The following is a 14,251-nucleotide window of genomic DNA, read 5'->3' as shown; positions in this document are numbered from 1 at the left end:
TTCCGACCAATGCGCCGCCGACGAATTGTCGCTGAAACAGTGGCTGTCAACGGGGGTGCGAAAGGAATGGAATCGCCAGGCGGATGTGGCACATCGGCGGGTGACGCGGGAAGGGTCTGCCCGCCGCGATGACCCAGCAACCCTTCTTCGCCTTCACCCCGTCGCCGCGTAACCCGCACGGCCGGCCGCTGCCGGCGCAGCCCCCGGCGACGGTCGACGCGGCGCCGCTGCCGGGCCCGCGTGAGCCCGACCGGACGGTGCCGGCCTTCTCGGTCTGCATCGCGGTACGGGACCGCCCCGCGCTCCTGGTCAAGTCGATCCGCAGCGTCCTGGCGGGCGGCTTCGACGACTTCGAGATCGTCGTGGTCGACGACGGCTCCACGGTGCCCGTGCAGGAGGGGCTGGCCGCCGCCGGCCTGCTCGCCGACGAGCGGATCCGGCTGGTCCGGCAGCGCCCGTCGGGGATCAGCGCGGCCCGCAACACGGCGCTGCGGGTCGCCCGGGGGCGGTACGTCACCGTGCTCGACTCGGACGACGAACTCGCCCCCGACGGGCTGGGCCGGATCCAGGAGCACCTCCACCGCACCGGGGCGAGCTGGATCTACACCGACTACCAGGAGCTGCTCGGCGACACCGGCAAGGTGATCCGGCTGCCGGCGTACCGGACCCCGCGGCGGATGCTCTGGGCGGTGATGACCCGGCCCCGCCTGCCGTTCAAGCACTCCGGCATGTCCATCGACCGGGAGCTGCTGGTCCGGATCGGCGGGTACGACGAGCAGATGCCCATCAAGGTCGACGTCGAGTTGGTCATGCGGGCGCTCAGCCAGGGCGTGCACCTGGCCCACCTGGACCATCCGGTGGTCCGCTTCCACCGGCACGACGGCAACATCAGCCGCCGGCGGGTCGCCGGTCTCGCCGCCTGGTCGAAGCTGATCACCACGTACAGCCGCCCGCGCGTGCCGGGCCTCGCCCTGCTGGTGGTGGCCTTCCGGACGGCCAGCGAGCTGGGGAAGTGGTTCGTCACCGCGATCGGCCGGTGACCCGCGCCGGGGCGCGGCGCGGTCGCCGGCCGGCCGGTGCGCCGCGCCCCGCCGACCTCGCCGCCATCCGGCCGGGCCGGTAACGAGTACGATCGTGCGACCGCTGCGGCGGTCCTCCGCACGTTGGCGTCGCTGGGTTGGGAAAGGGTCATGGCCGAGAACGTCCGTACCGACGTGGCAGCCGGGCCCGCCAGCGCGGGCGTGGCCCCGGCCGACGGTACGCCCCGGCCGGTGGCCCGGCGCCGCCCCGGCCGTGGCTCGATCACCCTGCTGGTCGTCCTGCTGCTGGCCGTGGTGGCGGGGGCCGGCGCGGCGACCATCCACGCCCGACAGAGCCCGGCGGCGGGCCCACCCAGCGGCCCGCCGTGGAGCCCGACGGCGGCCCCGACCACCGGGGCGACCCCGACGGGCACCGGCACCGGGCTGCGCTCGCTGGCCCCGGCGAACCTGCGGATCGGCTCGGCAATGGAGATGAAGCTGCTCGACGCCGACCCCCGGTTCCGGGACATCTTCACCACGAACTTCAACGCCCTCACCGCCGAGAACGCCATGAAGTGGCGCAACCTGGAGCCGACCCGGGGCGGGTACAACTGGACGCCGAGCGACCAACTGGTCGAGTTCGGCCAGGCCCACGGGCAGGCGGTGTACGGGCACACCCTCGTCTGGCACACCGCCGTCCCGTCGTGGATCGACGAGTCGTGGGACACCGAGACCATCCGCGACCTGCTGCGCAACCACGTCACCACCGTGGTCGGCCGGTACCGGGGCAAGGTCTGGGCCTGGGACGTGGTCAACGAGGTGCTCGACGAGCAGGGCGGGCTGCGGGACACCATCTGGCTGCGCAAGCTCGGGCCGGGGTACATCGCCGACGCGTTCCGCTGGGCGCACGAGGCCGACCCGAACGCCCGGCTGTTCATCAACGAGTACGGCACCGAGGGGCGCACCCGCAAGGCGGACGGGTTGTTCCGGCTGGTCCGCGAGCTGCGGGCGGTCGGCGTGCCGGTGCACGGGGTGGGGTTCCAGTCCCACCTGCGCTGGGACCGGACACCCGACGACACCACGGGCAACCTGCGCCGCTTCGCCGACCTCGGGGTCTCGGTGGCGATCACCGAGTTGGACGTCCGGATCACCCTGCCGGTGACCCCGGAGAAGCTCCAGCGCCAGGAGAGGCTCTACCGGCACATGCTCCGGGCCTGCCTCACCGTCCCGACCTGTGAGTCGTTCACCGTGTGGGGCTTCAGCGACGCCACGAGCTGGATCAACACCACGTATCCGGACCATGGCGCCGCGTGTGTTTTCGACGCCGACCTCGAACCGAAACCCGCGTACGACGCTCTGGTGGAGACGCTGCGGGAACGCCGGGGCCGGGTCGACGTGCCGTCGCCGGGAAGCGGCTGAAGGACCCATGGCGATCACGGTCGCCGCCACATAGGTTGCACGTCGCGATCCGCCCGTCGGGGCTGACGCCGACGCCCGGCCCGGTTGGGCCGACGGAGAAAGGACTACCGTGTCCACGCACACCCCGGTCCGCCCGGCTGGCAGCGCCCCACCGGCGGCCACGCCCAGCGCGCACGCGGACGTGATCACGCCGTCCAACGGGATGGCCCGGTCGGTCTTCGCGCGGCCGGCCGTCCGCCGGTCCGCCTGGCACCGACCGTACATCGCCTGGTTGCTCCTGCTGGACTTCCTCAGCGCGCTCGCCGCCACCCGGACGGCCATCGCGCTGCTGGACACGGCGGACGCCGGCTTCCACGACCCGACCGCCCCCGGTGGCGTCGACGAGTTGTTCGCCCTGGTGGCGAACATCGGCCTGCCGGCGGGCTGGCTGGTGCTGCTGGCCGCCTGGGGCGCCTACGACCGGCGGGCGCTCGGCCTCGGCACCGAGGAGCTGAAGCGGGTGGTCCGGGCCACCGTCGCGATGGCCGCCGCGGTCTCCTTCCTGGCGCTCGGGTTCAAGAAGGACCTCTCCCGGATGACCGTCGTGGTGGTCATCCTCGCCCTGGTGGTCTACACCCTGGCGGGCCGGTTCGTGGCCCGGACCGTGCTGCGCCGGCTGCGCCACTCCGGCCGGCACGCCTCGCAGCGGATGCTGCTGGTCGGCAAGCTCTCCGACGCCCTGGCCCTGTACGAGGTCGCCAGCCGGAACCCGGCGGCGGGGCTGCAACCGATCGCCATCCACCTGCCCAGCCACCCGCAGCGCGGCGAGGAGGTCGATGCGCCGGTGCCGGTCTACGTGGGCTGGGACCTGGTCCCGCTGGTGCAGCAGATCGGCGCGGACACCATCGCGGTCTGCGGCCCGGCCAGCCTGGAGTCGTACGAGCTGCGCCGGCTCGCCTGGCAGTTGGAGGGCACCGGCCTCGGCCTGGTGGTGGTCCCGCAGGTCACCGACGTGACCGGGCCCCGGATCCACGTCCGGCCGGTGGAGGGGCTGCCGCTGCTGAACGTGGAGGAGCCGACCATCTCCGGCGTCTCGCTGCTCGCCAAGCAGGTGCTGGACCGGGTGACGGCGTTTTTCGGGCTGCTCCTGCTCAGCCCGGTGCTGGCGGTCATCGCCGCGGCCATCAAGATCACCGACCCGGGGCCGGTCATGTTCCGGCAGACCCGGATCGGCCACCAGGGCGAGGCGTTCAAGGTCTGGAAGTTCCGGACCATGTACACCGACGCGGAGGAGCGCCTGGCGGCCCTGCAGGACCAGAACGAGAGCGACGGCCTGCTGTTCAAGATGAAGGACGACCCCCGGGTCACCCCGATCGGCAAGTACCTGCGGGCGTACTCCCTGGACGAGCTGCCGCAGCTCATCAACGTCCTGGTGGGACAGATGTCCCTGGTCGGTCCCCGGCCGCTGCCCACCGAGGACGACGACTACCAGGGCGACGTGCGCCGCCGGCTGCTGGTGCGCCCCGGCATCACCGGGCTCTGGCAGATCTCCGGCCGCTCCGACCTCACCTGGGACGACGCCGTCCGGCTCGACCTGCACTACGTCGACAACTGGTCGCTGACGTACGACATCGGCATCCTCTGGCGGACGGTCAGCGTGGTGCTGGCCCGCCGGGGCGCGTACTGAGAACGGACGCCCACCGGCGGGATGCTCCCGCCGGTGGGCGTCGTGCGTAGCGGGCGTCAGTCCTTCTTGCCGGCGGCCAGGATCTCGTCGACCGAGTCCCGGCGGACCGCGTCGTAGAAGGTGGCGACCTTCTCCTGGTCGGCCAGCACCACGCTCTCGCTGCCCTTACGGCCGGTGCCCTTGGTCGGGCTGGTCATGAAGTTCAGGTTGCTGCCGCGCAGTCCGCGCAGGTCCGACGCCATGCCCAGCAGGGACATCCCCTCGTCCACGGAGACCGAGTTCGAGGTGGCCTTGACGAAGGAGTTGAGCCGCGTCGGGCTGGACAGGATGCCGCCCGAGGCGGCCTTGTCCAGGATCGCCTTGATCACCTGCTGCTGGTGGCGGATCCGGGCGAAGTCGCCGTCGGCGAACTGCTTGCGCTGGCGGGCGTAGTCCAGCGCCGCCTCCCCGTCGAGCTGCTGCTTGCCCTTCTGGAAGGTCCGGAAGGGCGGGTGGATCGAGGTGAAGGTCTTCTCCGCGGTGACCTCGATGCCGCCCAGCGCGTCGACGATGTCCTTGAAGCCGGCAAAGTCGATCATCATCACGTGGTCGACGCGGACGTCGGTGAACTTCTCCACCGTCTGCACCATCAGCGGCACCCCACCCCAGGCGTACGCGGCGTTGATCTTCGCGTCCCGCCCGCCGTTGCGGCCGTCGGCGGACCTCGGGACGGCGACCCAGGTGTCGCGCGGGATCGAGATGAGCTGCGCGCTCGACCGCCCCTTCGGCAGGTGGGCCAGGATGATGGTGTCGGTCCGCGAGCCGGAGGTCCCCTCCGGGTCCCGCGAGTCGCTGCCGAGGATCAGCAGGTTCATCGCGTCGGTGGCCACCACCTGGGGGCGGCCGGCCTCCGGCACGCCGTCGAACGCGTCGACCCGCTCGATGTCGGACTCGACGGACCGGTAGTAGAGCCCGGCGGCGAGCAGGCCGCCGCCACCGATGAGGGAGAACACCAGCAGGCAGACCAGGAGGATCCGGCGTCCCCGCCGACGCGGTCGTTTCGTACCGCCCGGAGCCGGCTCGACCGGGGGGTCGAGGGGCGGTAGGCGGGGATCCGTGTTCTGCTGGAGATAGGACATGGGCGCATGCTACTAATCAGGGATTTCGCGCGCGTACCCTCTTCGGGCCGGGTCGATGCACCGACCGAGTGGAACTTTCGCCGCCGATTGTTTCCCCGCGTCTGGTAGAACGCTCATCGTGGATCCCACCAAGCTCCGGCGGGCCATCGCCCGCACCCCGCTCGCCCCGGTCGCGGCCTTCCCCAAACGGCTGGCCACGGTCGCCCGGCACGACGCCAAGGTCCTGCGGACCTCGGCCCGGTGGCTGGTCGGCTCGCGCGAGCACCACAACTACACCTACGACCTGACCAAGCTCAGCCGGCAGCACCTCGCCTGGTTCGTCAGCGTCGTCTGCGCGGTGCCGGTCAGCCAGGTCCGGGCGTACTTCGGCGAGATCGAGTCCGACGACGCCCTGCGCCGGCACATCGAGCGGACCACCGCCGGCGCGGCCCGGCGCGGACTGGCCGACCGGCAGGTCCGGTACGCCCGCCGGATCGGGTGGTACGCCATCGTGCGCGCCGCCCGCCCCGCACACGTCGTGGAGACCGGGGTGGACAAGGGGCTGGGCAGTTGCGTGCTGGCCGCCGCGCTGCTGCGCAACGCCGCCGAGGGCCACCCCGGCCGGCTCACCTCGTTGGACATCAACCCCGAGGCCGGGTACCTGGCCCGCAGCGAACCCTGGTCGGCGGTGGTCGACCTGGTCATCGGCGACTCCGTCGCCACGATCGACGCCCTGGACCGGCCGGTCGACCTCTTCCTGCACGACAGCGACCACAGCCGCGCCCACGAGAAGCGGGAGTTCGACGCGGTCGAGCCGAAGATGGCCCCCGGCGGGCTGCTGCTCACCGACAACGTCACCCACACCAACGTGCTCGGCGAGCACGCCGAACGCACCGGCCGCCGGTTCCTCGCCTACCGCGAGACGCCGGCCCGGCACTGGTACCCGGGCGACGGCATCGGCGTGGCCTGGTGACCCCGGCGTCGGTCAGCCGCTCGTCGCCCTGACACCCCCGTGCACCCGCCTCGTCGCGCGATCTCTTAGCTTTCGCTTAGCTGGCTTGTCCCCGCCACCGGGGGTACGGCAGCATCGGGCCACGTGACCGACGGTAGCGCTGCCCCCGACCGCCCCACCGGCCCCGGCCGCCGCCGGGCCCCCGGCTCCGGGTCGAACCGGTGGCTGCTGGCGACCGGCGTGGTCGCGGTGGCCTCGGTGCTCGGCCTGACGCTCGTGCTCCGCTCCGGCGACCCCGCCTGCGCCGCACCGGTGCCGGCCGTGGCGGCGCAGGGGCTCGCGGCGGCTGTGCCGGCCGCCGCGCCGCCGGTCGGCGGCACCGTCCACCGGGGCAAGGCGACGTTCTACGACGTCAGGGGCGGCGGCGGGAACTGCTCGTTTCCCAGCCCGCCGGCGAACAAGCGGTACGTCGCGCTCGGCCCGTCGGAGTACGCCGACGCCGCCGCCTGCGGCGGATACCTGGACGTGACCGGCCCGAAGGGCTCCGTCCGGGTGGTCGTCATGGACCAGTGTCCGGAGTGTCCGGCCGGGCACATCGACCTCTCCGCCGAGGCGTTCGCCGAGATCGCCGACCCGGTGCAGGGGATCGTCCCGGTCACCTACCGCGCGGTGGTGAACCCGCCGCTGCCCGGCCCGCTGACCTTCCGGATGAAGGACGGCTCCTCGCGGTACTGGCTCGCCGTGCAGGTCGGCGCGCACGGCAACCCGTTGCGCGCGGTGGAGGTCCGGCAGGGCGACGCGGGAGCCTGGCGTACCGCGACCCGGCACGACTACAACTACTGGCTGATCGACTCCGGGGCCGGCCCCGGCCCGTACGGCATCCGGGTCACCGACGTGTACGGCAACCGGGCCGTCGCCACCGGCGTCCGGATGGCCCCCGGCCAGGTGCAGACCAGCGACGTGCGGATGTACGGCGGCGCCGCCCCCCGGGCCGGCCGTTCGGCCGCCCCCACCCGGTCCCCGTCGCCGAGCCCGAGCGCCAGCGCCTCGGCCAGCCCGTCACCCAGCCCCTCGGCCAGCGCATCGGCCACGCCGTCCGTGGGGCCCAGCCCGGTCGCCTCCGCGCCGGCCGTCGACGGGCTCGCCGCCGGCTCGGCGGGCGGGGCGCAGGAGAACCGGCCGGTCGCCTGCACCCGCTGACCGGCCCCACCGCCGCGCCCGGCGGCTCAGTCGGTGAGGCCGCGCCCGGCGGCTCAGCCGGTCGGGGGCCGCGTCCGGCGCGGCTCAGCCGGCTAGGGTCGTACGGCTCAGCCGGTGGGGGCGAGGTCGAGCCACATCAGCACCTCGTCCCGGTCGTCGCCGGGGGCGACCCGGAGCGCGCCGGGCAGCCGGCCCACCTCGCGGTACCCGAGCCCTCGGTAGAAGGCGTCCAGCCCGAGCCCGTCCCGGACCGTCACGTGCAGGGCCGCCCAGCCCAGCGTCCGGCCGAGCCGTTCGGCCTCGCGCATCAGCGCGGCACCGTACCCGCGACCCTGCACGTCCGGGTGGACCATCACCCGGCGCAGGACGCACCAGTGCGCCTTCAGGCCGAACCGGTTGTCGCCGAAGATGAGCGCGGCGACCGGCCGGTCTCCGGCGTACCCGACCAGCAGCCGGTCCGGGCCGTCGGTGAACCCGGCGAAGGTCGGCGCGGCGAGCGCGCGGACCTCGGCCTCGGTCACCGGCGCGACGAAGCCCACCGCCCCACCGGCGTTGCTCACGTCCAGCCAGAGCGTGACGAGCTGGTCGTACAGCTCCGGGGTGAGGTCGGGGTCCAGGACGAAGCGCAGGGTCACGCCGCCATCCTGGCCGCCGGTACCGCCCGGCCGCCCCGGAACGTGACGATCGTGACACGCCCGGTCGGTGGGGGCTCGCGGACGGCCGTCGGCGTGCCGCTGCCCGTGGTAGGGCCGGCGGGACTCGAACCCGCACTGGTACGGACCTAAACCGTATGCCTCCTGCCAGTTGGGCTACGGCCCCGTCACCACGTGGGCGGTCGCCCGGCCGGTCGCCGGTGGCGGGCGCAGTGGTCGCCCGTCGGTGGCAGGACCGGTCGCCGTGACCGCGTGTCGATCGTAGACCACACCACTCACGCCCACCGCCCACGCCCGAGCCGCCCACCGCCCGGGGCAAAGCGGCCCCGGCCCGCCCCGGCGATCAGTCCAGGCCGAGGTCGCGCCGGAGCTTGGCGACGTGCCCGGTGGCCTTGACGTTGTAGAGAGCCCGCTCGATCGTGCCGTCGGCGTCGATGACGAAGGTGGACCGGATCACGCCGGTCACCGTCTTGCCGTAGAGCTGCTTCTCGCCGTACGCCCCGTAGGCGGTGAGCACCTGCTTGTCCGGGTCGGAGACGAGCGGGAAGGTGATCGCGTCCCGCTCCCGGAACTGTGCCAGCTTCGCCGGCTTGTCCGGCGAGATGCCGACCACCTCGTAGCCGGCGGCCTGCAACGAGGCGAGCGAGTCGCGGAAGTCGCAGGCCTGCTTGGTGCAGCCGGGGGTCATCGCCGCCGGGTAGGCGTAGAGCACGACCCGGCGGCCACGCAGGTCGGCCAGGGAGAGCGTCTCACCGGTGTCGGTGGGCAGGCTGAACTCGGGCGCGGGGTCACCGGGGGAGAGGCGGTCGGTCATGCTGCGACCCTACCGCCGCCCGCGCCGCCCCCACCGACGCCGCCCCCACGGCCGTCGAGGGGCCGGTCCGCCGCGAGCCCGTGCCCGGCAGCCGCGCAGTTGTTGCCAGATATTGGCAACAACGAATTGAGGGCATACGCTGAGCCGGCTGCGGGGGGCCGTCCGTCGACGCCTGGAGGTCGAGTGGAACCAGTCGCGATGCACATCTCCAACGGGATCATCAACGGTCCGGTGGCCGCCGTCTTCGCCGCGTTCGCCCTGGCTGCGCTGGTCGTCTGCGTCCTGCGCGGGCGGCGTGACCTGGACGACCGGCTCGCCCCGCTGGCCGGCCTGGTGGCCGCGTTCATCTTCGCCGTCCAGATGCTCAACTTCCCGATCCTCACCGCCGGGGTGAGCGGTCACCTGATGGGTGGCGCGCTCGCCGCGCTGCTCGTGGGCCCGTGGGTGGGCGCGCTCTGCGTGGCGGTGGTGCTCGTCGTCCAGGCCCTCGTCTTCGGTGACGGCGGGGTGGCGATGCTCGGGCTGAACATCACCAACATCGCGCTGCTCGGCACCGCGGCGTCGTACCTGCTGATCGCGCTGCTGCTGCGGGTGGTGCCGCGTACCCCGGCCGGGCTGGCCGCGACCGGCTTCGTCGCCGGCCTGGTCAGCGTGGTCGTCGCGGCGCTCGGCTTCGTCGGGCAGTACTGGCTGGGCGGCACCGTCGACCTGGGCGGCAACCTCGCCGGCCTGGCCGGCACGATGGTCGGGGTGCACGTGCTGATCGGCGTCGGCGAGGGCCTGATCACCGCGACGACGGTGGTCACCGTCGCCACGGTCCGCCCCGACCTGGTGTACGCCCTGCGTCGGCAGGGCCCGGCGACCGCCGCCGCCCCGGCCGCGGGAGGGGTCCGGTGAACCGGCGGCTCTGGACGTTCATCGGCGGCGGGCTGCTGGTCGCGCTCGTGCTGGCCGGTGTGGTCAGCACCTACGCCTCGGCGCACCCGGACGGGCTGGAGTCGGCGCTGCGCGAGGGCTGCGCCGTCGACGCCGACGACACCATCGTCGGCGGCTCGTGCCCCGCCACCCGGGAGGAGGCGCACGAGATCGGCGGGCCGTTGGCCGACTACGGCCTCGCCGGGGTGCGCAACGACATGCTCGCCACCGGGCTGTCCGGCGTGGTCGGGGTGCTGCTGACCTTCGCCGTCGGCGGGGGCGCCTGCTGGCTGCTGCGCCGCCGTGACCCGACCCCGGCCGGGACCGACCCGACCCCCGCCGGGACCGGTGCCGACCCGGCGGTGCGGCCGGGCCGGCAGGCGGCGGGGCCGGTGGACCCGGACAGCGGGGACTGAGCGGTGGCGGCCGGGGCCGGACACGTGCTCTACCGGGAGGGCACCTCGCCGGTGCACCGGCTCCCGCCGGAGGTCAAGATCGCGGCGACGGTGACCGGCACGCTCGCCGTCGTCGCCACCCCGCGCGCGGCGTTCTGGGCCTTCGGCGGGTACGCGCTGCTGGTGGCGGTGGTCGCGGCCGTCGCCCGGGTCCCGGCGGGCTGGCTGCTCACCCGTTCCCTGATCGAAGTGCCGTTCGTCCTCTTCGCCGTCGCCCTGCCGGTGCTCGGCGCGGGGGAGCGGGTGGACCTGCTCGGTCTGCGGCTGTCCGTCGAGGGTCTGCTCGGGGCGTGGAACATCCTGGCCAAGGGGACGCTCGGGGTGTGGGCGTCGCTGCTGCTCGCCGCGACCACGACCACCCGGGATCTGATCGTCGGCCTGGACCGGTTGCGCTGCCCGCAGATCCTCATCCAGATCGCCACCTTCATGCTGCGCTACCTGGAGGTGCTCGTCGGTGAGGCGCGACGGATGCGGGTGGCCCGGCTGAGCCGGGGCGACGATCCCCGGTTCCTGTGGCAGGCGCGGGGCCTCGCCACCGGGGTGGGGGCGCTGTTCCTGCGCGCCTACGAACGCGGCGAGCGGGTGTACCTGGCGATGCTGTCGCGGGGGTACACCGGCCGGCTGCCGCAGCCCGGCGGCACGGGCCCGGCGGGCCCCGGCCAGTGGCTGGCCGGGGCGGTCGTCCCGGCCGTGGCGGTCACCCTGGCGGCGGTCGCCGTGGTGTCGGCGTGACCGCCCGGGTGCCGCCCGACGTCCTCTCCCTCGACGTACGGGGGCTCCGGTTCGCGTACCCGGACGGTCACGTCGCCCTGCACGGGGTGGACCTGGCCGTTCCGCGCGGCGCCCGGGTGGCGGTGCTGGGGCCCAACGGCGCCGGCAAGACCACGCTGGTGCTGCACCTCAACGGCATCCTCGCCGGCAGTGCGGGGACCGTTGCCGTCGGTGGTCTGACGGTGGGCCCGGACCGGCCCACCCTCGCCGAGATCCGCCGCCGGGTGGGCATCGTCTTCCAGGACCCCGACGACCAGCTCTTCCTGCCGACCGTGGCCGAGGACGTGGCGTTCGGTCCGGCCAACCTGGGGCTGCGCGGGGCGGAACTGGCCGCCCGGGTCGACGAGGCGCTGCACGCGGTGGGCATGACCGCGCACCGGGACCGTACCCCGCACCACCTGTCCTTCGGGCAGCGTCGCCGGGTGGCGGTGGCGACCGTGCTCGCCATGCGCCCGGAGATCCTCGTCCTCGACGAACCGTCGTCGAACCTCGATCCGGCCGCCCGCCGTGAGCTGGCCGAGATCCTCCGGAGCCTGCCGGTGACCATCCTGATGGTCACCCACGACCTGCCGTACGCGGCGGAGCTGTGCGAACGGTCGGTGATCCTGGACGCCGGCCGGATCGTCGCCGACGCGCCCACCCCCCGCCTCCTGGCCGACGCGGATCTGCTCGCCCGGCACCGGCTGGAACTGCCGTTCGGCTTCCAGCCACCGGGCTGACCGCCCTGTCAGCCCCTCGACCCGAGCGCGACCTCGGGGGCGGTCGACCCGCCGGCCCCGGCCGGGCCACCGCGCCCGGCACCGGGGGCGTCCCCGTCGTTCCCGTCGTTCCCGTCGGTTCCGTCGGTGTCGTCGTTCCCGTCGACCCGGCCGCCCGACCCGGACGTCGCGGCGGCGGCGCGGAGCCGGAAGATCCCGGCGGCGGCGGCTCCCGCCCCGGCGACCAGGACCACGGCGGTCAGCACCCGCACCGACTGGGTGGGCCACGGCGCCGGCAGCACCGACCGGGCGAACGCCGCCACGTTGCCGACCCCGGCGAAGAGCGCCAGGCAGGTCCCGGCCAGCGCCAGGACGAAGTCGGCGGCCGGTCGGCGGGCCAGCGCGTACCCACCGGCGGCGAGCGCGCCGAGCCCGGTCAGCAACGGCCAGACCTGCCCGCTGAGCAGCCCGACGAGCACCCCGCCGACGCCGCCCGCGCCGGCGTCCAGCTCCCGGCCGACGATCACCACCCCGGCGGCCAGGCCGCCGGCGGCCAGCAGCCCACCGAGGCCGGCGAGCGCCCGCGCCCCGGCCCGGGTACCGGCCGGGAGCAGGCCCAGGCCGCCCACCGCGAGCAGGCCCAGCGTCACCCCCACCCACCACGGGTACGGGTCCGGCGGCGGCACCCAGTCCAGGGTGCCCCGGATCTCCACCGGCTCCGTCGCGGCCGGGCCACCCGCACCGTCGTCGCCGTCGCGCAGCGGGATCGCCCAGTCCCGTACCCGGTGCTCCCGGTCGGGGGCGGCGCGGACCTCGGGCGGCGGTCCCGCCTCCCGCCACAGCGCCCGCCGGTCGTGCCACCGGACGGTCGGCGCGCGGTCGACCCGCCGCCACTGCGGCGCCGCCGCCGGGTCGGCCTCGGGCGGCAGCACGCTGCCCCCGGCGATGGTCCGGTTCAGGTACGTCGCGGGGGAGCGGACGTTCTCGAACGTCCCGTCCGGGCCCACCCGCAGGTACGGCTCACCGGAGTAGCCCATCACCTCCACCGGCCGGTCGCCGTGGTTGGTCAGCTCCAGCCGGGCCCCCGCCTCGATGGCCCGGACGGTCACCCCGGGCCGGGCCGGGAAGACCCCGGTGACCTCGGTGCGGTAGTCGGTGCCGGCGGGGGCGTCCGCGCCGTGCGCGGCGGCCGGTACCGCACCGGCGACGCTGCCGGCGAGCACCCCGGCGAGGACCAGCACGGTCCGGGCCAGGGCCCGCCACCCGGCGGCGCCCCGCGACCGGCGGTCCGTCAGCCGGCGGGACGCCGTCGGCCGGGTCGGGCCCCGACGGGTATCGACGCGCGTCACCGGCCCGCCGCCTCGACGGCCGCGGTGAGCCCCTCCGGGCTGCGCTCGGCGAGCTCCTCGCCGTTGACCAGGACGGTCGGGGTACCGGTGATCCCGGCGCGGCTGGCCTCGTCGGTGACCCGGTCGGTCCACGGCTTGAAGGTGCCGTCGCGCAGGCAGGCGGCGAAGCCGTTCCGGTCCATCCCCACCTCGGCGGCGAGGTCGGCGAGCTGGTCGTCGCTGAGGCCGGTCCCGCCCTCCGCCGGCTGCGCGGCGAAGAGCCGCTTCGCGTACTCCCGGAACCGCCCGTTCTCGGCGGCGCAGCCGGAGGCGGCCGACGAGCGGGTGGAGTACTGGGTGGTGGAGAAGCGGTTCAGGTACGCCACCGGGTGGTACACCACGCGGACCTTCCCCTCGCTGATCAACCGGTCGACGGTCGGGCCGACGCTCTCGTCGAACTGCTTGCAGGCCGGGCAGAGGAAGTCCTCGTAGATGTCCACGGTGACCGGCCCGGAACCGGCGACGATCCCGGTGCCGTCGCCGTTGGCCCCGGTGGGCACGGTGACCTCCCCGGAGCGCTGGCCGGACCAGACGCTCCAGCCGATCAGACCGGCGACGACCAGCACGGCGATGGCGGCCACCGAGGCCCAGAGCGTGCGCTTGCGCCGCCGCTCCCGGGCCATCTGCTCGCGCACCACCCGCGCCGCCTCCTTGCGGCCCTTGCGACTACTCATCGTCGTCCTCCACGGTGGGGTCGCCGGCCAGCGCGGCGTCGACCGAGACGGGGGTGCGCGGCCAGGTGATCAGGAATCCGGCGAGCGCCAGGAAGCCCAGGTCCCGGAGGATCTCCGGCAGGTAGCTCGGCGACTGGCCGGCGGCCAGCTCGCCGCCGGTGCCGAAGCAGCCGCAGTCGATCGCCAGCCCCCGGCTCCAGGCCGAGACGATGCCGGCGACGAAGACCACCAGCAGCGCCGTGGAGACCCCGGCGACCAGCCGGGTGGCCAGGCCGAGCAGCAGCAGGACGCCCAGCGCCAGCTCGACGAAGGGCAGCGCGGCCCCGACCACCACCGCCACGTCGTACGGCAGGATCTGGTAGGCGTTCACCGCCCGGCCGGAGGCGGCCAGGTCACCGACCTTGCTGGCGCCGGCGAGCAGCCAGACCGCGGCGAGCCCGAGCCGGGCGGCGAGCCCGAGCCAGGGGCGTAGGGTGGTCCACCGGTCACTCCGGGTGGGCATGGCGGTCATGATCATAGGTCGTCCCGTT

15 protein-coding genes and 1 tRNA gene are annotated in these 14,251 nt (G+C 74.4%); 9 read left to right on the top strand and 7 right to left on the bottom strand.

The window, feature by feature from the left end:
- Window positions 1-128: 128 nt before the first annotated feature.
- From AWW66_RS06695 to AWW66_RS06685, 3 genes are all read left to right on the top strand, one after another.
- Window positions 129-1,040 carry a glycosyltransferase family 2 protein gene (locus AWW66_RS06695; RefSeq protein ID WP_067361281.1) on the top strand — a complete coding sequence of 304 codons (912 nt, stop codon included), beginning with the start codon at window positions 129-131 and terminating at the stop codon, window positions 1,038-1,040.
- Between the two features lie 150 nt (window positions 1,041-1,190).
- Complete coding sequence (locus AWW66_RS06690; RefSeq protein WP_083978280.1) at window positions 1,191-2,438, top strand: endo-1,4-beta-xylanase; 1,248 nt, start codon at window positions 1,191-1,193, stop codon at window positions 2,436-2,438.
- Window positions 2,439-2,640: 202 nt separating this feature from the next.
- A complete protein-coding gene (locus AWW66_RS06685; protein WP_067361428.1) occupies window positions 2,641-4,104 on the top strand; it encodes a sugar transferase in 1,464 nt (487 codons plus the stop codon).
- 56 nt (window positions 4,105-4,160) lie between these two features.
- On the opposite strand, the gene AWW66_RS06680 is transcribed toward AWW66_RS06685, so the two are convergent.
- Window positions 4,161-5,222, bottom strand: coding sequence for an LCP family protein (locus tag AWW66_RS06680; RefSeq protein ID WP_067361278.1), 1,062 nt, complete (start codon window positions 5,220-5,222; stop codon window positions 4,161-4,163).
- Between the two features lie 118 nt (window positions 5,223-5,340).
- On the opposite strand from AWW66_RS06680, the gene AWW66_RS06675 reads away from it, so the two are divergent.
- Both AWW66_RS06675 and AWW66_RS06670 read left to right on the top strand, forming a co-directional pair.
- The gene (locus AWW66_RS06675; RefSeq protein ID WP_067361276.1) at window positions 5,341-6,174 is read left to right on the top strand and encodes an O-methyltransferase; all 834 of its coding nucleotides are present in this window, start codon (window positions 5,341-5,343) and stop codon (window positions 6,172-6,174) included.
- A gap of 123 nt (window positions 6,175-6,297) precedes the next feature.
- On the top strand, window positions 6,298-7,353 hold the full coding sequence (locus tag AWW66_RS06670) for an expansin EXLX1 family cellulose-binding protein (protein ID WP_083978279.1): 1,056 nt from the start codon (window positions 6,298-6,300) through the stop codon (window positions 7,351-7,353).
- A gap of 107 nt (window positions 7,354-7,460) precedes the next feature.
- Here AWW66_RS06670 and AWW66_RS06665 read toward each other — a convergent pair whose 3' ends face one another.
- From AWW66_RS06665 to bcp, 3 genes are all read right to left on the bottom strand, one after another.
- Window positions 7,461-7,988 (bottom strand): GNAT family N-acetyltransferase, encoded by a 528-nt coding sequence (locus tag AWW66_RS06665; protein ID WP_067361273.1) that lies wholly within the window; start codon window positions 7,986-7,988, stop codon window positions 7,461-7,463.
- A gap of 106 nt (window positions 7,989-8,094) precedes the next feature.
- Window positions 8,095-8,172: transfer RNA gene (locus AWW66_RS06660), tRNA-Leu, on the bottom strand.
- Between the two features lie 177 nt (window positions 8,173-8,349).
- The gene (gene bcp / locus AWW66_RS06655; RefSeq protein ID WP_067361270.1) at window positions 8,350-8,820 is read right to left on the bottom strand and encodes a thioredoxin-dependent thiol peroxidase; all 471 of its coding nucleotides are present in this window, start codon (window positions 8,818-8,820) and stop codon (window positions 8,350-8,352) included.
- Between the two features lie 183 nt (window positions 8,821-9,003).
- Between bcp and AWW66_RS06650 the strand changes: the two genes are divergently transcribed.
- From AWW66_RS06650 to AWW66_RS06635, 4 genes are read left to right on the top strand one after another with little or no spacing between them, the layout of a single operon-like run.
- Window positions 9,004-9,717, top strand: coding sequence for an energy-coupling factor ABC transporter permease (locus AWW66_RS06650; protein ID WP_067361267.1), 714 nt, complete (start codon window positions 9,004-9,006; stop codon window positions 9,715-9,717).
- Window positions 9,714-10,151, top strand: a complete 438-nt coding sequence (locus AWW66_RS06645) for a PDGLE domain-containing protein (RefSeq protein WP_067361264.1) — start codon at window positions 9,714-9,716, stop codon at window positions 10,149-10,151. Before AWW66_RS06650 ends, AWW66_RS06645 begins: the two co-directional genes overlap by 4 nt.
- Before the next feature lie 3 nt (window positions 10,152-10,154).
- Entirely contained in the window at window positions 10,155-10,922 is a 768-nt protein-coding gene (gene cbiQ, locus AWW66_RS06640) for a cobalt ECF transporter T component CbiQ (RefSeq protein WP_067361261.1), read from the top strand.
- The gene (locus tag AWW66_RS06635; protein WP_067361259.1) at window positions 10,919-11,680 is read left to right on the top strand and encodes an energy-coupling factor ABC transporter ATP-binding protein; all 762 of its coding nucleotides are present in this window, start codon (window positions 10,919-10,921) and stop codon (window positions 11,678-11,680) included. The genes cbiQ and AWW66_RS06635 overlap by 4 nt, the downstream gene beginning before the upstream one ends.
- 8 nt (window positions 11,681-11,688) lie before the next feature.
- On the opposite strand, the gene AWW66_RS06630 is transcribed toward AWW66_RS06635, so the two are convergent.
- Genes AWW66_RS06630 through AWW66_RS06620 form a run of 3 tightly spaced genes read right to left on the bottom strand, consistent with a single transcriptional unit; the run spans window position 11,689 to window position 14,223 of the window.
- Window positions 11,689-13,008 (bottom strand): hypothetical protein, encoded by a 1,320-nt coding sequence (locus tag AWW66_RS06630; RefSeq protein WP_067361256.1) that lies wholly within the window; start codon window positions 13,006-13,008, stop codon window positions 11,689-11,691.
- Window positions 13,005-13,721, bottom strand: coding sequence for a DsbA family protein (locus AWW66_RS06625; protein ID WP_067361253.1), 717 nt, complete (start codon window positions 13,719-13,721; stop codon window positions 13,005-13,007). Before AWW66_RS06625 ends, AWW66_RS06630 begins: the two co-directional genes overlap by 4 nt.
- A complete protein-coding gene (locus AWW66_RS06620) occupies window positions 13,714-14,223 on the bottom strand; it encodes a MauE/DoxX family redox-associated membrane protein (RefSeq protein WP_396890680.1) in 510 nt (169 codons plus the stop codon). The genes AWW66_RS06625 and AWW66_RS06620 overlap by 8 nt, the downstream gene beginning before the upstream one ends.
- Window positions 14,224-14,251: the final 28 nt, after the last annotated feature.

Origin of the sequence: Micromonospora rosaria (genome assembly GCF_001567585.1) — a bacterium.
In the GTDB taxonomy this organism is placed as follows: domain Bacteria; phylum Actinomycetota; class Actinomycetes; order Mycobacteriales; family Micromonosporaceae; genus Micromonospora; species Micromonospora rosaria.
This window is presented reverse-complemented; position numbering and strand designations above follow the sequence as displayed.